This window comes from Mycolicibacterium agri (assembly GCF_002553505.1).
GTDB lineage: Bacteria > Actinomycetota > Actinomycetes > Mycobacteriales > Mycobacteriaceae > Mycobacterium > Mycobacterium agri.
This window is the reverse complement of sequence record NZ_PDCP01000042.1, coordinates 19,563-45,865: the sequence shown is the minus strand read 5'-3', so window position 1 is coordinate 45,865 and position 26,303 is coordinate 19,563. Positions and strand designations below refer to the sequence as shown.

General features: G+C 67.8%; 1 pseudogene. It reads right to left on the bottom strand.

Features of this window, described 5'->3' with window-relative positions:
- Positions 1-37 precede the first annotated feature (37 nt).
- Positions 38-26,301: pseudogene (locus CQY20_RS21235) on the bottom strand (non-ribosomal peptide synthase/polyketide synthase); the annotation flags it as partial.
- Positions 26,302-26,303: the final 2 nt, after the last annotated feature.

Below are 26,303 nucleotides of genomic sequence, written 5' to 3'. Positions count from 1 at the left end.
TCGGCTCGGCGGTCCCCGGAGCGAGTTCACGGCCGTCCATCAGCTCCGTCGATGCCAAGGGCAGCTTCGGGTCGGAGACCATCGCCTCCACCACACGCCGGAATTGCGCAGTCACTGCGTCGATTTCGGCCGCATCGAAGACATCTGAGCGGAACTGCACGCGCAGCTCGAGTTCGGCGCCAGGAACCGCCTGGACCGCAAGCGGGTAGTGGTAGTAATCGCGGATGCCGACGTCGCTGATCACCAATTCGTCGGCGCCGTCGGACGAGGCGGCGGCCACGGTCGGGTAGTTCTCATACACGAAGACCGTGTCGAAGAGCCGCTCGAGACCGGTGACCCGGTGGATGTCGCGCAACCCCAGATACTGGTGTTCGAGCGTGTGGTTGTGGGCGACCTGCAGTTGGTCGAGCAGGTCGGCGACGGTCGTGGTCGGCGTGATGTTCGCTCGCACCGGAACCGTGTTGATCAGCAGGCCGACCATCGAATCCGCGCCGGGCACGTCTGCCGGCCGACCCGAAACCACTGCGCCGAACGCGACATCGCGTTGACCGGTCAGCCAGGCCAACAGCAGCGCCCAGGCGCCCTGCAGCACCGTGCTGACCGTGGTCTGACTCGTGCGCGCCAGCTCGTTGACCGCCTGCGTCGTCTCCTCAGACAGGCGGAACGACTTCGCATTTCGCGGCCCCACACCCAGGCGGTCCTGTGGTCCCACCAACGTCGGCGCGGCGAAGCCGGCCAGCGCACGACGCCAAGCGTCTTCGGCCGCTGACCGGTCCCTGTCGGCCAGCCAGTCGAAGAACCTGCGGTAGGCAACGGCGGCGGGGAGCCGCTGCCCGAGGTAAGACGTGAAGACTTCCTGCAGGAAGACTTGCAGCGACCACCCGTCCATCAGGATGTGGTGGTTGGTCAGCAGGAGCCGGTGACGGTCCGCGCCCGTCCGGATCACGGCGACTCGCAGAGCCGGCGGATTGGCCAAATCGCATACCGCGGCGCGCTCGGCGGCGGCCAGCTGCCCGATCTCGTCCTGCGACGCTTCGGCATCCAACTCGAGGTATCGCCAGCCCGGTGCGGGGTCGGCCGGGATCACCTGGACCGGCTCGTCGAACTGATGGCAGAACCGGGCAGCCAGGTTCGGATGCCGGTTGACCACCGTCTGCACCGCCTGCTGCAGCCGCTGCACGTCGAGCGGACCGCTCAGCGAGATGTCCAGCTGCACCGCGTAGGTGTCGTCGCCTCGCTCGTGGGAAGCATTGGCGTGGTAGGCCAGTCCCTGCTGCAGCGGTGTCATCGGCAGCACGTCGGCGATGCGGTACTGCCGCTCGAGCTCGTCGATCTGCTGCTGGCGCAGCCGGGCCGGAAGGATGTCCGACACGGTCAGTCCGCCCCCGCCTCGGCGCACGAACACGCATAGTCCGGCCAGCGCTTCGAACCACAGTCGGCTCAGTCGGCTGACTTGGTCCTCCTCCACGGCCGAGGGCGCCCATGTCCAGTTGGCCTGCAGCCGCGGGCCGGACTCGGTGTCGGCGGTGCTGGCGTTCAACTCGATGGTGTGCGGCAGCGTCAGCGGGATTTTCAGGCTTGCGCCCGCGATATCCCCACTGTCCGGGCTGACCCGCCAGAAGTCGTCGGAGAGTTCGTTCGCCGCGGCACCGAGTCGGCCGAGATAGTTGAAGCCGATCTGCGGGTCGGGACCGTCGAGGTCGACGTCTCGGTTCAGGTAGCGCAACACCCCGTAGGTCAACCCATCGGGCATGGCCCGCAGTTGTTCCTTGGCGTTCTTGACCACCGCTCCGAGCGCGGCGTCGCCGGCCACCACCTGAGCCCAGGACAGTCCACCGATTGTCAACGACACCGGATATTTGACCGTGAACCACCCGACCGTGCGGGACAGGTCGACGTCATCGGCCACCTCCTCGGCGCGGCCGTGCCCTTCGACGTCGATGCCCACCGGTGACGAACCGCCGCCGAGGAACTCCGCCACCGCCAACCCGAACGCGATCAACAGCACGTCCTGCACACCGGCATGGAACGCGGTGGGCACTTCGCCGAGCAGCATGCGGCTGCTCTCGACATCGAGTTGCAGCGAAAGATGTTCGGCGTTGGCGAAGGTGTCGACGCCGGGCTCCACCGTGGGCAACGGCGCAGGCACGGCGGCGATCTGCCGCCACGCCTCCGCCTGCGCCACCACCGCAGGATCGTGGGCGTGTTCCTCGAGCAGTTGCGCCCACCTGGCGAACGACGTCCCACCCGACGACAACGCCACCGGCTGGCCACTGCGATGCTGCGCCCACGCAACGTTGAGGTCTTCCAACAGGATTCGCCACGACACGCCGTCGACGGCCAGGTGGTGGATCATCAGCACCAGCTGGTTCGTTTCGGACGCCCACACCGCCGACAGCATCGCCCCGGCCTCGGGGTTCAACCGCGAACGCGCCTCCTGCACAGCCGCTTCCGACAGCACATCAACCGAGTACACGCAGCCGCCCGCCTGCACGGTCCCGGCTTCGGGCACGGTCAACGACCACGGCGCGCCTCTGCCCCACTGGTCGTCGACGCGGGCCCGCAACATCGCATGCCGGTCCAGCAGGGCCTGCAACACCACGACGACGTCGGTTTCGGTCACGCCTGCGGGCGCCTGCAGCACCACGGTCTGGTTGAACTGATCGACCGCACCGTCGGCACGCTGCAACCACCGCATGATCGGCGTGGCCACAACGTTTTCGACGCCCTGTTTGCCGTCGTCACGCACCACGACCCAGACCAGCTTCGCCGCCCGCGCCACCCGCGAGACTGTCTGCTCGACGAAAATGTCTCGGGGCCTGACCTTTACACCGGCACTGATCGCACGCGCGGCCACTTGCATCGACAGGATGCTGTCGCCGCCGAGTTCGAAGAACGAGTCGTCGACTCCGACCCGTTCCAGCCCGAGCACCTGGGCATAGATGCGGGCGAGGACTTCCTCGGTGTGGTTGCCCGGTGCGCGGTAATGGTCGACCTCTTGATATTCCGGCGACGGCAGCGCGCGGGTGTCGAGCTTGCCGTTGACCGTTAGCGGCAGCTTTTCCATCGCGACCACCGCTGTCGGCACCATGTATGCAGGCAGCCGCTGGCTGAGCGCAGCCCGGGCGGCGGTCGGATCCGCGGTGCCGGTGACATAGCCCACCAACCGCTTGTCGCCGGGGCGGTCCTCGCGCGCGATCACCACCGCCTGGTCGACCCCGTCGAGAGCGTTCAGCGCCGCTTGGATCTCACCCAGCTCGATGCGGTAGCCGCGGATCTTCACCTGATCGTCGATGCGGCCCATATACCGCAGCTGACCGTCGGGACTCCATGACGCCAGGTCGCCGGTGCGATACATCCGCGCGCCGGGACCACCGAACGGGCACGCCACGAATCGCGTCGACGTCAGATCCGGCCGGCCGACATAGCCGCACGCCAAACCCGCACCGGCAACGTAGAGCTCACCGACCACTCCGGCAGGCACTCGGCACAACCACTTGTCCAGCACGAAGAAACTGAGATGCGCCAGCGGCGAGCCGATCGGGCTGACCGCGTTCTCGCGGTCGCTGTCGACGATCTCGCGGAAGGAGGCGTGCACCGTGGTTTCGGTGATGCCGTACATGTTGATCAGCCGGGGCAGCCCCGGATGCCGGTGCATCCAGGTCTCCAGGCGCCCAGGCTCCAGCGCTTCGCCGCCGAACACCACCGTCTCCAGCTTGAGCTCGTCGCCGCGGTCGCGCTGCAAGGCGTCGGCGGTCTGCAGCGCGTAAAACGCCGACGGGGTCTGGCTCAGCATCGTGACGCGTTCGTCGACGAGCAGATCGTGAAGGTCTTCGGGCGACCGCACCACCGCGTCGGGCACCACCACCACACGGCCGCCGTACAGCAGGGCGCCGAAGATCTCCCACACCGAGAAGTCGAACGCCAACGAATGGCACTGCGTCCACACCTGGCCCGCCGACAGCTCCAGATCCTCGTCAAGCGTCTTCAGTAGCCGGGTGACGTTGTGGTGGGTAACCGCAACGCCTTTCGGCGTACCCGTGGTGCCGGAGGTGTAGATCAGGTACGCGATGTTCTCGGCCGCAGGTGCAGGCAGAGCTGTATCGGGCTGCTCACCGATGCGGGGGTCGGCGATGTCGATGACCGTGACGCCGCACCCGTCGAGCCGCTCGGCCAGCGCCGCGGTGGTGACCGCGGCGACCGGTGCGGCGTCACCGAGCATGAACTGCATCCGCGCGGTCGGGTGGGCCGGGTCGATCGACAGGTACGCCGCCCCGGTTTTGAGGACCGCCATGAGCGCCATCACCGCCTGCGCGGAACGGTTCAGCAGCAGCGCCACCCGCTGCCCCGGGCCCGCACCGTGCTCGACGAGCAAGTGCGCCAACCGGTTCGATGCCTCGTCGAGTTCGCGGTAGGTCAGCGACTGGTCCTCGAACGTGACGGCCACCGCTTCCGGAGCACGCGCGACCTGTGCTGCGAACATCGCCGGGATGGAGTCGGTCGCCGCCATCGGCGCGCTGAGGACCGCCCGGTTGCCCCAGGCGTCGAGGCGGGCATGCTCGTCCGCGTCGAGCACGTCGATCGACGAGAGCGGTCGGTCCGGGTCTGCCACCATCGAGTCGAGTACTCGCCGCAACCGCTCGACCAACACCTCGATGGTGCTCGCGTCGAACACGTCCGTGCGGAATTCGACCTCCCCGCCGATGCCGGCCGGTTCGCCGGACTCGGTCCACCGCTCGGCCAGCGAGAAGGTCAAATCGGTGCGGGCGGTGTGGGTTTCGGCCCGCAACGGGGTGACGTCGAGATCACCGAGGGTGACGGAGTCGCCGTTGTCGGTGCCGTGCCAACTCTGCCAGCCCAGCATCACCTGCACCAGGGGATGATGGGTCAGGCTGCGGGTGGGCTTGAGCCGTTCAACGAGAACCTCGAACGGAACATCCTGATGCTCGTAGGCGCCGAGGCTGCGCTGCCGCACCTGGGCGATCAGCTCGCCGCCGGTGGGGTCGCCGGTCAGATCGACGCGCAACACCAGTGTGTTGACGAAGAACCCGACCAGGTCGTCGAGGACAGGGGCGCTGCGCCCGGCGATGGGGAACCCGACCGCCACGTCGCTGGTCGCGGCGAGCTTGCTCAGCAGGGCCGCCAACGCGGCTTGTACCACCATGAAACTGGTCGCGTTCTGCTCACGGGCGACCCGAGCAACTTTCTGCTGCAGTTCGGCAGGCCACTGCACGGCCGTGGTGGCGCCGCGCTGATCGGCCACCGTCGGATACGGGCGGTCGGTCGGAAGGTCAAGCCGCTCAGGCATTCCGGCCAGCGTGTCTTCCCAGTACGCGAGCTGCGCGGCGATCCGGCTGTCGGAATCCTGCAGTTCGCCGAGCTGGGCGCGCTGCCACAGGCTGAAATCGACGTACTGAACGGGCAACGGCGACCACTGCGGCGCATGTCCCGCGCACCGGCTGACGTAGGCGGCATCCAGATCGCGCATCAACGGCATCACCGACAAACCGTCCGCGGCGATGTGGTGCACCACGGCCACCAGCACATGTTCGTCGTCGCTGACACGCAAAAGCTTTGCGCGTAGGGGGATCTCGGAGGTCAGGTCGAAGACGTAGCCTGCCGTCTCCTCCACCACCTCGGTCAGCTGAGTCACCGACCAGCCGTCGGCGTCGACGACCTTCCAGCCGAAGTCGACCTCGTCGGAGCCGATCACCATCTGGTGCGGGGTGCCGTCGACCGCCGGGAACAGCGTGCGCAGGCTCTCGTGACGATCCACCACATCACGCAGCGCCAAGCTCAGCGCATCGACGTTCAGCGGCCCGGCCAGTCGCAGCGCCACTGCGATGTTGTAAACCGGTGACGGGCCCTGCAATTGGTCGATGAACCACAATCGGTTCTGCGCGAACGACAGCGGAATCACCGGCGGCCGCTCGACTGCCACCAGCGGCTCGAAGCCACCGTTGCCGGTGCTGACCCGCGCCGCCAACTGCGCCACCGTCGGCGCCTCGAACAACGCGCGCACGCCGAGTTGGGATTCCAGCGCGGCGTTGATCGCCGCGATGGTCCGCATGGCCGACAGCGAGTCACCGCCGAGGTCGAAGAACGAGGCGTCGACTCCCACGCGCTCCAAACCGAGCACGTGGCAGAAGATGCCTGCCAACAGTTCCTCGATGGCGGTGGTCGGCGCGCGGTACCCGACCGCGTCGCCGTAGTCGGGGGCCGGCAGCGCGCGCTTGTCGAGCTTTCCGTTGACGGTCAAGGGCACCGCGTCGATCGTCATGATGACCGCGGGCACCATGAAGTCCGGCAGCCGACGCGCCAAATCCGCGCGCAGCGCCGCAGGATCGGCGGTCCCGGTGATGTAGCCGACGAGTCGCTTGTCGCCGGGGCGGTCTTCGCGAGCGATCACGACCGCCTGGTCGACGCCGTCGAACGCCGCCAGCGCCGCCTGCACCTCGCCCAATTCGATGCGGTAGCCGCGGATCTTGACCTGTTCGTCGGCCCGGCCCAGGTACTCCAGCTGCCCGTCGGCGCCCCACCGCACCAGGTCGCCGGTGCGGTACATCCGCTCGCCGTGCCCCCCGAACGGGCATGCCACAAAACGCGACGCCGTCAAGCCGGACCGGTCCAGGTAGCCGACACCCACGCCGTGGCCTGCCAGATACAACTCGCCCACCACGCCTGCAGGGACCGGCCGCAGCCAGTCGTCGAGCACGAACAGTCCCGCGCCCGGCACCGGCGAGCCGATCGGGACGACGCCAGGCCCGGGCTGCAACGGCGCGCTGATGGCCACACACATCGTCGTCTCGGTCGGCCCGTAGGCATTGATCATCACCCGGCCGGGCGCCCATCGGTCGACCACCTCCGGCGGGCACGCCTCTCCCGCCGTCACCAGGGTCAGCGACTCCAGGCCCTCGGGGCTCATCGCCGCGACCGCCGTCGGTGTCTGGGTGAGCACCTCGACGTGTTCCTCAATCAGCAACGCGTGCAGGTCTTCTGGTGCACGCACCACCGAGTCGGGCACAACCACCACGCGGCCGCCGCGCAACAGCGGAGCCAGGATCTCCCACACCGAGACGTCGAAGGCCAAGGAGTGACACTGCGCCCACGTGCTGGCCGGTGGCAGCCCGGCGTCCAGATGCTCCAGCAGCTGGGTCACATTGGCGTGCGTGATCGCCACACCCTTGGGCACACCGGTGGTTCCGGATGTGTAGATCACGTAGGCGATGTCGTCGGGCCGTGCAGGCGGCAGCGCGTCGCTGCGGTAGGTGTCGATGCGCGGGTCGTCGACGTCGAGAACGGTGAGACCGGTGGCATCCAGCCGGTCGGCCAGATCCGCGGTGGTGATCGCGGCGATCGGCTTGGCGTCGGTGAGCACGAACTGCAGCCGGGCCGCAGGCACGGCCGGGTCGATGGGCACATACGCCGCGCCGCTCTTGAGCACCGCCAGGATGGCCACCACCGCCTGATCGGTCCGGGGCAGCAGCAGGGCAACCACTTCGCCGGGTCGGGCACCGTGCTCGGTCAGCATGTGCGCCAGTCGATTTGCGGCCTCATCGAGTTCTCGATAGGTCAGCGACCGGCCCTCGAAAGTGAGCGCAGCCTTGTCGGGGACCCGCGCCACCTGAGCGTCGAACACCTCCGTTACGGACGGCGCGGCAGATGCGGCCGCTTCGAGAACGGCTTTGTTGCCCCATTCATCCAGACGGCTGTGCTCGGCCGGGTCGAGCACGTCGATCGACGACAACCGCCGCCCCGGATCGGCCACCATCAGATCGAGGATCCGGCGCAGCCGGTCGAGCAGCGTCTCGATGGTGGACGCATCGAAGACGTCGGTGCGGAACTGCACCGCGCCGCCGATACCCGCCGGTTCCCCACCGGGACTCCAGCGCTCACCGATGGAGAACGCCAGATCCAGCCTCGCCGTGTGCATGTCGACCGGCAGCGGCGCGACCTGCAGGTCGCCCAACGCCAAATCGGCGGCCGGATCGCTGTCCTGCCAGTTCTGCCATGCCAGCATCACCTGCACGAGCGGGTGATGGGTCAGCGACCGGATCGGGTTCAGCCGCTCGACAAGCATTTCGAACGGCACGTCCTGATGCTCGTAGGCGGCCAGGCTGCGGTGGCGCACCTGGTCCAGCAACTCGGTGACGGTGGGATCGCCGGCGACATCCACCCGCAGCACAAGGGTGTTGACGAAGAACCCGACCAACTCGTCGAGTGCGGGGTCGCGGCGTCCGGCGATCGGGAAGCCGACCGCCACATCACTGCTGGCGCTGTGGGTGGCGAGCAGCACGGCGAGGGCGGCCTGCACGACCATGAAACTGGTTGCGTCGTGTGCGACGGCCACCTCGCGCACCCGCCGCTGAAGGTCGGCGGGCCAGTCGAGGTCCACCGTGGCGCCGCGCTGGTCGGCGACGCTCGGATAGGGCCGGTCCGTTGGCAATTCGAGACGCTCGGGCATTCCGGCCAGCGCATCCTGCCAGTAGGACAGCTGAGCGGCGATGCGGCTGTGGCTGTCGTCGACATCGCCGAACTGCTCGCGCTGCCACAGCGCGTAGTCGACGTACTGCACCGGCAGCGGCGACCAGTCGGGGGCCCGGCCCGCGGATCGACTGGCATAGGCCACGCCCAGATCGCGCACCAGCGGCCCCACCGAGACCCCGTCGGCCGCGATGTGGTGTACGACCGCGACCAGGATCTGCTCGTGGTCGGCGACACGGAACAGCTTCGCCTGCAACGGTATTTCGGCGGCGAGGTCGAACGGGTAGCGAGCGGTGGCGCCGACCGCCTCGGTCAGCTGATCGGCCGGCCAGCCGGTGGCGTCGACGACCTCCCAGCCGAAATCGGCCCGTTCGGCCGTTAGCACCACCTGTTGCGGCATCCCGTCTGGCGCCGGGAACACCGTCCGCAGGCTTTCGTGGCGACTCACCACGTCGCCGAGTGCCGCGCCGAGCGCCTCGACATCGAGGTGCCCGTGCAGCTGCAGCGCGACCGCGAGGTTGTACACCGGTGACGGCCCCTGCAGCTGGTCGAGGAACCACAACCGGCTCTGGGCGAACGACAGCGGAATCGCCGCGGGCCGCTCCCCCGCCACCAGGGCGTCGAGGCCGCGACCGCCTGCGTCGACGTGCGGCGCCAGCTCGGCAACCGTCGGCGCCTCGAACAGTGTGCGCACGGCCAGTTCGACGTTCAACGCCTTGTTGATCGCCGCGACGACGCGCATCGCCGACAACGAATCCCCGCCGAGGTCGAAGAAGGAGTCGTCGACCCCGACCCGCTGCAGCCCGAGGACCTGGGCGTAGATGCCGGCCAGCACGTCTTCGGTCGGGGTGCTCGGCGCCCGGTAGTGGTCGCTTTCCTGATAGTCCGGAGCCGGAAGGGCGCGGGTGTCGAGTTTTCCGTTGACGGTCAGCGGCAGCGCGTCGAGAACGACCACCGCGGCCGGGACCATGTAGCCGGGCAGCTTGGCGGCCATTGCGGCGCGGATCTCGGCCGGCGACGCCGTCCCGGTCACATAACCGACCAGCCGCTTGTCGCCGGGGCGGTCCTCGCGCGCGATCACCGCCGACTGCGCGACGCCGTCGACACTCGCCAGCGCCGCCTGGACCTCACCGAGTTCGATGCGGTACCCGCGGATCTTCACCTGATCGTCGGCGCGACCCAGATACTGCAGTTGGCCGTCGGCGCCCCACCGCACCACATCGCCTGTGCGGTACATGCGGGCCCCCGGCCCGCCGAACGGACACGCCACGAACCGCGTCGACGTCAGGCTCGACCGGCCCACATAGCCGCACGCCAGGCCGGCACCGGCCACATACAACTCGCCGACCACTCCCACAGGCACCTGGCGCAGGTTTGCGTCGAGCACGAAGAAGGCCAGGTGATCCAGCGGCACACCGATCGGGCTGTCGCTGCCGTCGAGATCGGCGGCGCCGATCTGTCGAATCGAGGCATGCACCGTCGTCTCGGTGATGCCGTACATGTTGATCAACCGCGGCGATTCGGGGTGCTTGTCCAACCAGCCCCGGAGACGTTGCGGCTCAAGGGCTTCGCCGCCGAACACCACAGCGTCGAGCACGAGTTCGCCGTCGCCGTCGGCCGCGTCGGCGGACTGCAGCGCGTAGAACGCCGACGGCGTCTGGCTCAACATGCTGACCCGCTCGCTGGCCAGCAACGCGCGCAGGTCTGCGGCCGAACGCACCACCGCGTCGGGCACCACGACAACGCGGCCGCCATACAGCAGGGCGCCCCAGATCTCCCACACAGAGAAGTCGAACGCCAACGAATGGCACTGCGACCAAACGGGTTTCGTAGACAGCTGCAGATCTTCGTCCAACGTCGCCAACAGCCGGGTGACATTGCGATGCGTGACCGCGACGCCCTTGGGCTTGCCCGTCGTTCCGGACGTGTAGATCAGGTACGCGACATCGTCAGCCGACGGTCCCGGCAACGGCGAAGCCGGTTTGCCCGCGATGTTGGGATCGTTGACATCGATGACCGCGACACCGGATCCGGAGAAGCGGTCGGCCAGAGCCTCTGTCGTGAGGGCGGCCACCGGAGCGGCGTCGGCCAACATGAAGTCCATCCGCGCGGGCGGATGCGCCGGGTCCATCGGCACATACGCCGCCCCCGTCTTCAACACCGCCAGCAGTGAGGCGACCGCTTCGGCGGACCGGGGAAGCAACACGGCCACCCGCTGCCCCGGGCCAGCCCCGTACTCAATCAGCGTGTGCGCCAACCGGTTCGAGGCTTCGTCTAGTTCCCGGTAGGTCACACAGAGAGCTTCGGAGCGGACCGCAACCGCTTCGGGCGCACGCGCGACCTGCTCGGCGAAGATCGCCGGGATCGACAGCGACGGGGGCACCGGCGCGGTGAGCACCCCACGGTTTCCCCAGTCGTCGAGGCGGACCCGCTCGTTGTCGTCGAGCAGATCAACCGACGACAGCCGCTTGTGCGGATCGGCGACCATCGCGTCGAGCACGCGGCGCAACCGCTGCACCAACGCCTCGATGGTGCTCGCCTCGAACACGTCGGTGCGGAACTCCACCGTCCCGGCGATACCGGCGCACTGTCCGGCGTCGGTCCACCGTTCCGCCAACGAGAACGTCAGGTCCATGCGTGCGGTGTGGGTGTCTGCAGGCAGTGGCGTGGCCTGCAGGTCGCCGAGCGCGAGTCCGGCCGTTGGGGTTTCCTGCCCCGCGAAGTTCTGCCAGGCCAGCATCACCTGCACCAGCGGGTGGTGAGTGCGGCTGCGCGTCGGGTTCAGCCGCTCGACAAGCACTTCGAACGGCACGTCCTGGTGGTCGTAGGCGGCCAGGCTGCGCTGTCTGACCTGAGCCAACACGTCGGCGACGGTGGGGTCGCCTGCCAGGTCGACCCGCAAAACCAGCGTGTTGATGAAGGTGCCCACCAGGTCGTCGAGCGCAGGGTCGCGGCGCCCGGCGATCGGGAAGCCCACCGCCACATCGGAACTGGTGGCAATCTTCGAGAGCAGCACGGCCAGAGCCGCCTGCATCACCATGAAGCTCGTCGCGCTGTGCTCACGGGCCACGTCAGCGACGCGCTGCTGGAGTTCGCCCGGCCACTCGACCGATACCGTCGCGCCGCGCTGATCGGCGACGGGCGGGTAGGGCCGGTCGGTGGGCAGCTGGATGCGTTCCGGTAGCCCAGCCAACGCCTCCTGCCAGTAGGCGAGTTGAGCGGCGATGCGGCTGCTGTTGTCGTCGAGATCACCGAACTGCGCCCGCTGCCACAGGGTGAAGTCGGCGTATTGCACGGTCAGCGGAGCCCAGTCGGGCGCGCGGCCGGTCGACCGGCTCGCGTAGGCCAGGCTCAGGTCCCGCACCAACGGGGTGATCGACCAGCCGTCAGCGGCGATGTGGTGGGCGACGGCCACCAAGATGTGTTCGTCTTCGGCGACGGTGAAAAGCGATGCCCGCAAGGGGATCTCGGAGTCCAGGCCGAACGGGTGGCGCACGATCTCGCCGATCGCGTCGTCCAGCTGCTCGGGTGTCCAGGCGGTGGCATCGATCACCCGCCAGCCGAAGTCGGCTCTCTCGGCGGGCAGCACCAGCTGCCGGGGTGTTCCGTCGACCGCGGGGAACACGGTGCGCAGGCTCTCGTGCCTGGCGATCACATCGCTGAGTGCGGCGCCGAGGGCGTCGGCGTCGAGGTGACCTGAAAGCCGCAGCGCGACAGGCATGTTGTAGACCGGTGACGGTCCCTGCAATTGGTCGAGGAACCATAACCGGCTCTGGGCGAATGACAGCGGAACCACGTCCGGCCGTTCGGTCGCCACCAGCGGATCGAGGGCTTCGTCGCCGGCCGCGACGCGCGTCGCCAACTGCGCGACGGTCGGCGCCTCGAACAAGACGCGCACGCCGAGCCGGGCGTCGAGTCCGGCGTTTATCGAGGCGATGACCCGCATCGCAGACAGCGAATCGCCGCCGAGGTCGAAGAACGAGTCGTCGACGCCCACCCGGTCCAAACCCAGTACCTGGGCGTAGATCCCGGCCAGGATCTCCTCGATCGCGGTGCTCGGCGCGCGATAGCCGCCTGCGTCGGAGAATTCCGGCGCAGGCAGGGCGCGCCTGTCGAGTTTGCCGTTGACCGTCAACGGCAGCGCATCGATCACCACGACAGCCGCGGGCACCATGTAGGCGGGCAGCTTCTCGGCGAGTGCGGTGCGCACCGCGCCGGGGTCGGCGGTGCCCGTGATGTATCCGACCAGCCGCTTGTCGCCCGGCCGGTCCTCGCGGGCGATCACGACCGCCTGCTCGACTCCGTCGAGTGCGTTCATCGTGGTCTGGATTTCGCCCAGCTCGATGCGGTATCCGCGGATCTTGACTTGCTCGTCACCGCGACCGAGGTAGACGAGCTGGCCGTCGGCGTCCCAATACACCAGGTCGCCAGTGCGATACATGCGTGAGCCCGGGCCGCCGAACGGGCATGCGAGGAACCGCGTGGACGTCAGCCCGGACCGGTTCACATAACCGACGCCCACACCCTCGCCTGCGAGGTAGAGCTCACCGACCACCCCGGGGGGCACCGGCCGCAACCACTGGTCGAGGACGAACGTCGCACCGTTGGGCACCGGTGAACCGATCGGCACCGCACCCTGTCCAGGGCTTAGCGGTGCGCTGATCGCCGCGTAGATCGTCGCCTCCGTCGGGCCGTAGGCATTGATCATCGTCCGGCCCGGCGCCCACCGCTCGACCACCTCGGCCGGGCAGGCCTCGCCGGCCACCACCAGTGCGGCGCGTTCCAGACCCTGCGGCGCCAACATCCGTGCCGCCGAAGGGGTTTGGTAGATGACGTCGACCTTCTCGGCGACGAGCAGGTCGTGAAGCTCTTGTGGTGAGCCCGCCACGGCCTCGGGCACGATCACCAGCCTTGTGCCGTGCAGCAGGGCACCCATCAGTTCCCACACCGACACGTCGAAAACCAACGAATGCCATTGCGACCACGTGGTTCCCGGTCCCGAGGGTAGGCCGGCGGGCAACGTCTCGAGTTCGGCGGTGACGTTGGCGTGCGTGATGGCAACGCCTTTCGGCACGCCCGTGGTGCCGGAGGTGTAGATGATGTAGGCGATGTCGTCCGGCGACGGTCCGACCGGCTCAGGGCCGGCCGCGTCGTCGACGGCGCACTTGTCGATCTCGATGACCGGAACGTCGGCTGACGCGAGGCGGGTACGCAGCTGCGCTGTCGTCACCGCCGCGACCGGCGCGGCATCGGCGAGCATGAACTCCAGCCGGGTGGCAGGCACCGCCGGGTCGATCGGCAGATACGCCGCGCCCGTCTTGAGCACCGCGAAGATCGCTACGATCGCGTCCGCCGACCGCGGCGCCAACAGGGCCACGGACCGGCCGGGCGCAGCGCCGTTGGCGGCCAACACGTTCGCCAATCGATCGGATGCTTCATCGAGCTCGCGATAGGTCATCGAGCGGCCCGCGAACGTGAGTGCGACCGCTTCTGGGGTGCGAGCCACCTGCTGGGCGAACACCGCCGGAATCGACACCGGCGTCCTCGGCTGGGTCAAGACCTCTCGATTGGCCCACGAGTTGAGCCTGACGAGCTCGTCGCGATCCAGCAGATCGATCGAGGACAGGCGCCGCTCGGGATCGGCCGTCATCGCCGCGAGAATCCGCTGCAGGCGGGCGACGAGAGCATCCACATCGGCCGCGTCGAACACATCGGTGTCGAATTCGACGCGGAGGCCGAGTTCGGATCCGGGCAGGACCATCACCGCGAGCGGGTAGTGGTTGTTCTCACGGGCGTTGACGTCGGAGATGACCAGCCCGTCGTCCCCGGACATCGCGGCGTCGATCGGATAGTTCTCGTACACGAACAGTGTGTCGAACAGCTGATCGTGACCGGTGATGTGGTGAATGTCGTTGAGCGCGAGGTATTGATGCTCGAGGGTGTCGCTGTATGCGCTTTGCAGCCGATCAAGCAGTTCCGCGACGGTGGTCGACGACGTGCTGTTCGCCCGCACCGGCACGGTGTTGATCATCAACCCGACCATTGATTCGGAGCCGGCGACCTCGGCGGGTCGGCCCGAGAGCGCAACGCCGAACGCGACATCGCGCTGTCCGGTCATCGACATCAACAGCTGGGCCCATGCGGCCTGCAGCACCGTGTTGACGGTGGTGTGCAGCGAGCGTGCCAGCTCGCCGACCGACCGCGTAGCCTCTTCCGGCACCCGGAACGAGGCGACGGCTCGCTGCCCGAGACGCAACCGGCCTTGTGGCGCAACCAGTGTCGGGTTGCCGAAGCCCGCAAGCACGTCACGCCAAACGGCGTGGGCGGCGTCTGTGTCGCGGTCGGCCAGCCACGCGACGAAGTTGCGGTACGGCACGGGCGGCGGCAGCTGATGCCCGTAGTAGTTGGCGAAGATCTCGCGCAGCAGGATGGGCAGCGACCAACCGTCGATGACGATGTGGTGGAAGGTGAACACGCACCGATGCTCGTGTTCGCCGATGCGAATCACGGCCACCCGGAAGGGTGGTTGGTCTGAAAGTTCGCCGACTGCCGCGCGGTCGGCGGCGCACACCTGGGCTATCTGTGCATCGGGGCCGCGACCGTTGGTATCGAGTTCGACATATCGCCACGCCGGCGCGGGGTCCGCCGGGATCACCTGCACCGGCTCGTCGAACTGCGAGCAGAACCGAGCCACCAGGTTGGGGTGGCGAGCGACCACGGAATCCACCGCATCGCGCAGGCGGTGATGATTCAGGTGCCCGGTGATGGAGAACGCCAATTGCACTGCGTAGACGTCGTTTTCGTCTTTCTCCGCGGCGCTGGCGTGGAACAGCAAGCCGTGCTGAACCGGGGTCAGCGGAAGCACATCGGCGATCCGCTGGTCAGCGGACAGCTCGTCGATCTGCTGCTGGGTCAGTCGGGCCGGTGCGATGTCGGACGGGGTCAGCCCGCCCCCACCGGTCCGCACGTGTGCGCAGATGCCGGTCAGCGCGTCGAACCACAGTCGGTTCAGACGGCTGACCTGTTCGTGGTCCAGGGCCGACGGCGCCCACGTCCAATTCGCCTGAAGGCGAAGCTCGGTGCCGACCTCGATGGTGCCCGCGTTGAGGTCGAGCGTGTGCATCAGCGGCATCGCCACCGCTGCGGCGGCCGCGCCTGCGCTGGTCAAACCCTGCTGACTGATCCGCCACAGATCGTCGGAGAGTTCAGCCGAGCCGCCCAGCCGCCCCAGATAGTTGAACCCGATCGCAGGATCGGGCCCATCCAGGTCGACCTCCGGATTGAGATACCGCAACAGCCCGTAGGTGAAGCCGTCCGGCAGGCTGCGCAGCTGCTCCTTGGCCCGCTTGAGCACCGCGCCAAGCGCTGCCTCGCCTGCTGCGACCTGCCCCCACGACAGTCCACCGACGTTCAGCGCGACCGGATACTTGGTGGTGAACCAGCCCACGGTGTGCGACAAGTCCACGTCGTCACCGAGTTCCTCGTGACGCCCGTGGCCCTCCACGTCGATACCGAGCGGTGCGGTGTGCTCGCCCAGAAATTCCGCCAGCGCCAACGCGAATGCGACCAGCAGGACGTCTTGCACGCCGGCGTGGAATGCCGCTGGTACATCGCCGAGCAGGATGCGCGTTGTCTCGCCATCGAGCTCCATCGACAAATGTCCGGCGCTGGCATACGTGTCACGCTCCGGGCGCACCGCCGGCAGCGCAGCCGGGATCGTCGTCACCCTGCGCCAGGTGTCGGCGTGCTCGACGACGTGCGGGGATTGCGCGTAATCGGCCAGCAGCCGCGACCAGCGCGCGAATGAGGTGCCGCCGGCTGACAACGACACTGGCTGCCCGCGGTGAAGCTGGGCCCACGCCATGTTGAGGTCTTCCAACAGAATTCGCCACGAAACGCCGTCGATGGCGAGGTGGTGAACGATCAGCGCCAGCTGATTCGTCTCTGTCGCCCACACCGCGGACACCATCGCGCCCGCCGACGGGTTCAACCGGGAACGTGCCTGCACCAGCGCCGCATCGGACAACGCGTCAACGACGTGCAGGCATTCGTCTGCGCGCACGGATCCCGCCTCGGGCACCCGCATCGCCCACGCATCGGCGCCGTCGTTTTCGACGCGCATCCGTAAGGTGGCGTGCCGGTCCATGAGGGCCTGCAGCAACACCACGACGTCGGCTTCGGCGACGGCGGCGGGGGCTTGCACAACCACCGACTGATTGAACTGGCCGACCGCGCCGTCCATCTGCTGCAGCCACCGCATGATGGGCGTGGCCACCACAGGTCCGACGCCGTCGTCGTGCGCGCCTGCGGCCGCGCCGTCGGTCACCCGGGCCACCTGTGCCAGCCGGGACACCGTCTGCTCGACGAAGATGTCGCGCGGACGACACAGCACGCCTGCGGCGCGCGCACGCGACACCACTTGCATCGACAGGATGCTGTCGCCGCCCAGTTCGAAGAACGATTCGTCGACACCGACGCGCTCCAGCCCGAGGACCTGGCTGTAGATCTCGGCCAGGACCTTCTCGACTTCGTTGGCCGGGGCGCGATATCGGTCGGCGTTCTGGTATTCCGGTGCGGGCAGTGCGCGCTTGTCGAGCTTGCCGTTGACCGTCAACGGCAGCGCCTGCAACGCGACCACCGCGACCGGAACCATGTACGCCGGAAGCGTTTCGGCGAGCGCTGTCCGAATTTCGCTCGGGTCTGCCGACCCGGTGATGTAGCCCACCAGGCGCTTGTCGCCGGGTCGGTCTTCACGGACGACCACCGCGGCCTGATCGACTCCCTCGCAGCTCGCCAGCGCCGCCTGCACCTCACCGAGTTCGATGCGGTAGCCGCGGATCTTCACCTGATCGTCGGAGCGCCCCAGATAGATCAGCTCTCCGTCGTCGCTCCAGCGAGCCAGGTCGCCGGTGCGATACATCCGGGCGCCCGGTCCTCCGAACGGGCACGCCACGAACCGCGACGACGTCAGACCGGCCCGTCCCACATAGCCGTAGCCCGCGCCGGAACCGGCTATGTACAGCTCTCCTACCACTCCGGGCGACACGGGCCGAAGCCACCCGTCCAACACGAAGAACGCGAGATGGTCCAACGGCACGCCGACGGGGCTGGCTGTCGATTCAGCGTCGGCGGCAACGATTTCCCGGAACGACGCGTGCACCGTCGTCTCGGTGGTGCCGTACATGTTGATCAGGCGCGGCAAGCGCGGGTGGTTGCTCATCCACTTGGCGAGACGCACCGGTTCCAGCGCCTCACCCGCGAAGATCACCGTCTGGAGTTCGAGTTGACCGCGCTGCTCTTGCTGCACGGCGTCGGCCGATTGCAAAGCATAGAACGCCGACGGCGTCTGACTCAGGACAGTGACCTTTTCGGTGGCCAGCAGCGCGTGGAAATCCTCCGGTGAGCGCGCTGTCGACTCGGACACGATCACGAGTCGGCCGCCGTGCAGCAGCGCGCCCCACATTTCGCAGACCGAGACGTCGAACGCCAGCGAGTGCCATTGTGACCAAACCTGGTCTGCCGTCTCGATTCTGGCGCCCAGCGACCGCATCAGTTCGGTCACGTTGTGGTGGGTGATCGCCACGCCCTTGGGCCTGCCGGTGGTTCCCGAGGTGTAGATCAGGTAGGCGACGTCCTCGGCTGACGGCGCGGGCAGATCATCGGTCGCGTGGTCGCCGATGCGTGGGTCGGCGACGTCGATCACAGGAAGGTCGAAATCGTCGAGCCTGCCCGCCAATTCGGACGTGGTGAGCGCGGCCATGGGCGCGGCGTCACCGATCAGAAATTCGACCCGCGCCGCCGGTACGGCCGGGTCGATCGGCAGATAGGCGGCGCCGGTTTTCAGGACCGCCAGAATCGCGACGATCGCGTCTGCCGAGCGTGGGAACAGCAGCGCCACCCGCTGACCCGGGCGCGCGCCATGGTCAATCAGCATGTGCGCCAGCTGATTAGACCGCGCGTGGAGCTCGCGGTAGGTCATCGAGACGTCGGCGAAGGTCAGCGCTACCGCGTCGGGGTTGCGCGCGGCCTGGGCGGCGAACAGCTCCGGGATCGACTGCGAGGCTGTCCTCGGCTGTGTCAGGACTGCCTTGTTGCCCCAGTCATCGAGTTGGGCGTGTTCGCCGCCATCCAGCAGATCGATTGATAACAGCCGCCGTCCAGCGCCGGCCGTCATGAGCGCCCCACGTCGGCGGTCATGACATTCAACACTCGCTGCAACCTTTCGACTAACGCGTTGATCTTCGCCGCGTCGAAAACGGTGGTGTCGTATTCAACGCGAAGGTTCAACTCGGGGCCAGGCACCGCCTGGACCGCGAGCGGGTAGTGGTTGTACTCGAGGTTGGTGAAACCGGTTATCTCCAAACCGTCGTCGCCGAGGGGTGTATTCGCATCCACGGGGTAGTTCTCGTACACGAACAGTGTGTCGAACAACCTGTCGTGGCCTGTTACACGGTGTATGTCGCGCAGCGCCAGGTGCTGGTGCTCGAGGGTTTCGTTGTGCGCGCTCTGCAACTGCTCGAGCAGGTCGGCGATGGTGGTGTCCGGGGTGATGTTGACGCGCACCGGGACGGTGTTGATCAACAGGCCCACCATCCGGTCCGAGCCGACCAACTCCGTCGGCCGACCGGAGACCGCGATGCCGAAGGCGACGTCGTGCTGGCCCGTCAACCAGGTCAGCATCAGCGCCCATGCGCCCTGCAACACCGTGTTGACCGTGGTGTGGCACGAGCGCGCAAGCTCGCCGAGCGCCTGCGTGGTTTCCTCGGGCACCTGGAATCGTGCCGAACTGCGTGGCCCGTGCTCCATCGCGTTCTGCGAACCCACCAGGGTCGGGATTTCGAACCCGGCCAGCACTTCGCGCCAAGCCGCCTGTGCCGCATTTAAATCGCGGTCGCCCAGCCAGGTGACGAACCTGCGGTAGGGCACCGCGACCGGCAGGTCGTGGCCGTAGTAACTGGCGAACATCTCCTGCAGCAGGACCGACAGCGACCAACCGTCGGCGACGATGTGGTGATTGGTCAACACGATCCGGGACCGATCAGCTCCGGTGCGGATCAACGCCACCCGGAACGCGGGCGCGTCGGCGAGGTCCATCACCGCGGCGCGTTCGTCGGCACACACCTGCCGGACCTTCTCCTCCACATCGGCCGCGCCGTCGAGTTCGACGTACTTCCATCCCGCGACCGGATCGGCCGGAATGACCTGTACCGGTTCGTCGTACTGCTCGCAGAACCGGGCGGCCAGGTTGGGATGGCGATTCACCACCGTGTGAACGGCCTTCCGCAGCCGCTGCTGGTCCAGCGGGCCACTGACCGAGATGTCCAGCTGCACCGCGTACACGTCATCGCTGTGCTGCGCGGCGGTGGTGTGGAAGAACAGCCCTTGCTGCAACGGCGTCAGCGGCAAGACGTCGGCGATGCGGTGCTGGCGCTGCAGCTCGTCGATCTGCTGCTGGGTCAGCCGCGCAGGTGCGATGTCGGACGGGGTCAACCCGCCGCCGCCGCGCCGCACGTGCTCGCAGATGCCGGTCAGGGCGTCGAACCACAGCGTGTTGACCCGGCTCACCTCATCCTCGCTCAGCGCCGAGGTCGCCCACGTCCAGGTGGCGTGCAGTTGCGGATTGCCTGACTTGTCGAGCACGCCGGCGTTCAGCTCGACGGTGTGCGGCAACGGCATTGGCCCCGCGGTGGCCTGGGCCGTGATGGCAAGGCCGCCTTCGTCGATTCGCCATAGCTCTTCGGACAGGTTGGCGGCCGGAGTGAGGCGGCCGAGGTAGTTGAATCCGATCGGCGGATCGGACACCGCCAATTCGGCGTCGTTGTTCATGTACCGCAGCAGGCCGTACGTCAGCCCGTCGGGCAGTGCCCGCAGCTGCTCTTTGAGGTCCTTGATGACCCCGCCGAGGACGGCGTCACCGCCGACCACCTGTGGCCATGACAGTTCACCGACGGCCATCGACACGGGGTACTTGGCGGTGAACCATCCCACCGTCCGCGACAGATCGACGCCGTCGGCGAGCTCTTCGCGACGCCCGTGGCTCTCCACGTCGACACCGATCGGTTGCCCTGCGCCGCCGAGGAATTCGGCCCACGCCAGCCCGAAGGCGATCAACAGGATGTCCTGCAGTCCGGCGCGGAACGCCGCAGGCGCCTCGGCTAGGAGCGTGCGTGTCGTTTCGGCATCCAGTTCCGCCGACAACTGTCCGGCCGTGGCGAACGTGTCCACCTCGGGCTGCGGGGACGGCAATGCCGCAGGAACGCTCGCGGTGTGCCGCCACTGGTCGGCATGCGAGGCGACGCGCGGGTTGGCTGCGTGGTCGGCGAGCAGCGTCGCCCATTTCGCATACGACGTTCCCCCCGAAGGCAGAACGATCGGTTGCCCGGCCCGATGCTGGGTCCACGCGATGTTCAGATCCTCGAGCAGAATTCGCCACGAGACCCCGTCAACCGCCAGATGGTGAATCACAAGCGCGAGCTGACGGGTCTCGGTCGCCCACACGGCCGAAAGCATCACCCCGGCAGCCGGATTCAACCGTGAGCGCGCCTCGACCAGTGCCACGTCGGAGATCTCGGCGACGGTCTGGACGTACTTCTGCGCGTCGACGGAAGCCGGCTCGGGCACGTGGAGGGCCCAGCCGCCGGCGCCGTCGTCGTCGGCCCGCAGCCGCAACATGGCGTGGCGTTCGAGCAGCGCCTGCAGCAGCGCCGTGACGTCGGGCAGGGTGACCCCCGCAGGCGCCTGCAGCACCAGCGTTTGATTGAACTGGTCGATCGGGCCGTCGGTGTCGCGGAGCCACCGCATGATCGGAGTCGCGATCACGTGCCCGACACCGTCGTCGGTTTCCTCGGGTGCGCTGTCGGCCACCTCGGCCACCCGCGCCAGGCCGGCGACGGTCTGCTCGACGAAGACATCGCGCGGCCGGCAGATCAGCCCCGCGACCCTGGCGCGCGCGACCACCTGCATCGACAGGATGCTGTCGCCGCCGAGTTCGAAGAAGGAGTCGTCGACGCCGACGCGCTCCAACCCGAGCACCTCGGCGAAAATGTCGGCCAGAATCTCTTCGACGGCGTTGGTCGGGGCGCGGTAGCCGTCGGCGCTGCGGTACTCCGGTGCCGGAAGCGCGCGCTTGTCGAGCTTGCCGTTGACGGTCAACGGAATCGAATCGATCGACACCACCGCCGCGGGAACCATGTAGGCAGGCAGCCGCTGCCCCACCGCCGCCCGCAGTTGAGCCGGGTCGGCGGTGCCGGTCACATAACCCACGAGTCGCTTGTCGCCTGGCGAATCCTCGCGAGCGATCACCACGGCCTGGTCGACACCGTCGCAAGCCGCCAAAGCCGCTTGCACTTCGCCCAATTCGATCCGGTAGCCGCGGATCTTGACCTGCTCATCGGCGCGGCCCAGATACTGCAGTTGCCCGTCGGGCCCCCACCGGACCAGGTCTCCGGTGCGGTACATCCGCGACCCGGGCGCACCGAACGGACACGCCACGAACCGCGACGATGTCAGGCCTGACCGGTTCACGTAGCCGACGCCCACGCCGCCGCCTGCCAGATACAGCTCGCCGACGACGCCTACGGGCGCAGGCCGCAGCCACTGATCGAGGACGAACGTCGCACCGTTGGGCACCGGTGAGCCGATCGGCACCACGCCCGACCCCGCCGCGAGCGGCGCGCTGATCGCCGCGTAGATGGTGGCTTCGGTCGGGCCGTAGGCGTTGATCATCGTCCGCCCCGGCGCCCACCGGTCGACCACCTCCGTCGGGCAGGCCTCACCGGCCACCACCAACGTCGCGTGCTCGAGACCCTCCGGCGACAACATGCTCACCGCGGACGGGGTCTGGTAGATGACGTCGACGTGCTCGGCGACCAGCAAGTCATGCAGTTCGTCGGGTGAACCCGCCACCGACTCGGGCACGATCACCAATCGACTGCCGTGCAGCAACGCACCGAACATCTCCCACACCGACACGTCGAACACCAGCGAATGCCACTGGGACCATGCCCGGCCGGGTCCTGACGGCAGGCCGGTGGGCAGCGACGCGAGTTCGCGCGCCACATTCGCGTGCGTGATGGCCACGCCCTTGGGCACACCGGTCGTGCCCGACGTGTAGATCATGTAGGCGATGTCGTCGGCGGACGGGGCAGGCGCAGACGGCGCGGTGGCCGAATACTCGTAGGCCGCAGGATCATCGACGTTGATGACCGGCACACCGGATGTGTCAAGGCGCGACGTCAGATGCGCCGATGCGACGGCCGTCACCGGCTTCGCGTCGGCGAGCATGAACTCCAACCGTTCCGCGGGCACAGCCGGATCGATAGGCAGGTACGTGGCGCCGGTCTTGAGCACGGCCAAGATCGCCACCACCGCCGCGCTGGACCGAGGGATCAACAGCGCCACGCACTTGCCCGGCTCGGCACCGTGGTGCGCACAGGCGTTCGCCAACCGACTCGAGGCGTCATCGAGTTCCGCGTAGGTGATGCGACGGCCCTCGAAGGTCAGCGCCACCGCATCGGGTGTGCGTTGCACCTGCGCGGCGAACATGGCCGGGATCGACATCGCCGGCGCCGACGTGCGCGTCAGCACACCTCGGTTCGTCCAACCGTCCAACCGGGCACGTTCGGCGGCGTCCAACACATCAAGAGACGACATCCGTTGCGCCGGATCGGCTGTCATTGCCGCCAACACCCGCTGCAATCGCGCGATCAACGATTCGATCGTCGCCGCGTCGAACACGTCGGTGCGGAACTCCACTCCCCCGCCGATGCCGGCGGGCGCTCCTGTCTCGCTCCAGCGTTCGCCGAGCGAGAACGTCAAATCCATTCGCGCCGAACGGGTATCGACAGATCTGGAGGCGATCTCTACGTCGTCCAGCGCCAGGCCCGCGGCGGGGTCATCGTCCTGCCAGTTCTGCCAGGCCAACACCACCTGCACCAGCGGGTGATGCGCCAAGCTCCGTGTCGGATTCAGCCGCTCCACCAACACCTCGAACGGGACGTCTTGGTGCTCATAAGCCTCAAGGCTGCGTCGGCGCACCTGACCCAATAGTTCTGCGACGGTGGGATCCGCGGCCAGATCCACCCGCAGTACCAACGTGTTGACGAAGAAGCCCACCAGACGATCCAGCGCCGGATCGCTGCGGCCGGCGATCGGAAATCCAACTGCCACATCGCTGCTGGCGCTGAGCTTGGACAGCAGGACTGCCAGCGCGGCCTGCACCACCATGAAGCTGGTGGCGTTGTGCTCGCGCGCCACTTGAGCCACTCGCTGCTGCAAGTCTGCAGGCCAATCCACCGCAACCGTGGCGCCGCGGTAATCGGCTTCGGCCGGATACGGTCGATCCGTCGGCAACTGCAACCGGTCGGGCAGACCGGCGAGCGTGTCTTCCCAGTACCTCAGCTGTGCGGCGATTCGGCTGTGCTCGTCATCGAGATCGCCCAATTGCGCGCGCTGCCACAGTGTGTAGTCCACGTACTGCACCGGCAGCGGGGCCCATGTCGGTGGCTGGCCGTTGCGCCGCGCCTCGTACGCGTCGGCCAAGTCGGCCATCAGGGGTGCGATGGACCATCCGTCCGCGGCGATATGGTGCACCACCGCCACCAACACATGCTCGCAATCGTTGACACGGAAAAGCTTTGCGCGCAGAGGAATTTCGGTGGACAGGTTGAACGGCCGACGGACCACCGCACCGATGGCGTCTTCCATCCGTTCGTCCGACCAACCGGTGGCATCGACGACCTGCCACCCGACGTCGGCCTGGTCGACCGGCATCACAACCTGGTGCGGAACCCCTGCGGGAGCGGCGAACAGAGTGCGCAGACTTTCATGGCGGCCCACCACATCTGCCACCGCAAGACTCAAAGCCTCGACGTTCAAGGGCCCAGTCAGCGCTAAGGCCACCGCCATGTTGTAGATCGGCGACGGCCCCTGCAGCTGGTCGATGAACCAGAGCCGGTTCTGCGCGAACGACAGCGGAATCACTTCCGGACGATCCGCAGCCGTCAGCGGCTCGAGGCGCCCCTCCTCGGCGCCGACCCGCGACGCCAACTTGGCAACCGTCGGCGACTCGAACACGCTGCGCACCGACAGGCCGGCATCCAAGCCGGCGTTGACCGTCGCAACCAGACGCATCGCCGACAGGGAATCCCCACCCAGATCGAAGAAGGAGTCGTCGACACCGACCCGTTCCAGTCCGAGGACCTGCGCGTAGATGCCCGCCAGTATGTCTTCGATGGCGTTGGTCGGAGCCCGATAGTCGTCGGAGTCTTGATATTCCGGAGCCGGCAGCGCCCGCTTGTCGAGCTTGCCGTTCACCGTCAACGGCAGGGCGTCCAACACCACCACGGCCGCGGGGACCATGTACTCGGGCAGCCGCTCGGCGACCGCGACGCGCGCCGTTGCCGGGTCGGCGGTTCCGGTCACATAGCCCACGAGCCGCTTGTCGCCGGGCCGGTCCTCGCGGGCGACGACGGCGGCCTGCTCGACGCCGTCGCATGCGGCCAATGCCGCTTGAATCTCGCCCAACTCGATCCGGTATCCGCGGATCTTGACCTGCTCATCGGCTCGTCCCAGATAGCGCAGCTGCCCGTCGGCGCCCCAATACACGAGGTCGCCCGTGCGGTACATCCGTGTGCCCGGCTCACCGAACGGGCATGCGACGAAACGCGATGCGGTCAGGCCGGACCGTCGCCAGTACCCTGTGCCCAAACACGATCCGGCGACGTACAACTCGCCGACCACACCGGCGGGCACCGGCCGCAGCCAGCTGTCGAGGACGAAGAGCGCCGAGTTGGGCAGCGGCGAACCGATGGGCGGCGCACCCATTCCGGCTTTCAACGGCGCGCTGAGCGCGACCCACATCGTCGTCTCGGTCGGCCCGTACTCGTTGAGCATCAACCGACCTGGCGCCCACCGATCGACGACGTCGGCCGGACAGGCCTCGCCGCCGACCAACAGCGCCACCGAGTCCAAGCCCTCGGGCGAGAGCATTCCGACCGCCGACGGCGTTTGGCTCAAGACGGTGACTTTCTCGGTGACGAGCAACGCGCGGAAGCGCTCAGGGGAGCTCGCCACCGACTCGGGCACCACGACGAGGCGCCCGCCCCGCAACAGCGCTCCGTATACCTCCCATCCCGAGATGTCGAAGCTGTAGGAGTGCCACTGCGACCACACCTGCCCCGGGCCCGACGGCAAGCCGGCGTCGTCCAGACATGACATGAGTTGGACGACGTTGTGGTGGCTGATCGCCACCCCCTTGGGGACCCCTGTCGTGCCCGAGGTGTAGATGATGTAGGCCAGGTCGTCAGCGGTCGGCACCGAAAGTCCGGTGCTGGGTTGATCGTTGAGAGCCGGGTCGTCGACGTCGATCATCTCGATGTCGCACTCGTCGAGACGTGGCCGCAGAGCCGCCGTCGTGATCGCGACCACCGGAGCGGCATCTGCCAGCATGAACTGCAGTCGCGCTGCGGGCACCGCCGGGTCGATCGGCAGATAGGCCGCACCGGTTTTCAGCACGGCCAAGATCGACACGATGGCTTCGGCGGAGCGGGAGAACAGCACCGCCACACACGAACCGGGGCCGACGCCTCTGTCGGCCAGCGCATGTGCCAGCCGGTTGGCCGCCTCATCGAGTTCGCGATACGTCCATGCCCTCTCGCCGCACACGAGCGCCACCGCGTCCGGAGCACGCTCAACCTGCTCGGCGAACATGGCCGGTATCGACATCCGGGTGGTCGCGGCAGGTGTCAGCGCCGCGCGGTTGCCCCACCGCGCCAGTTGATCTCGCTCCTGGGCGGCCAAGACGTCGACCGCCGCCAGTT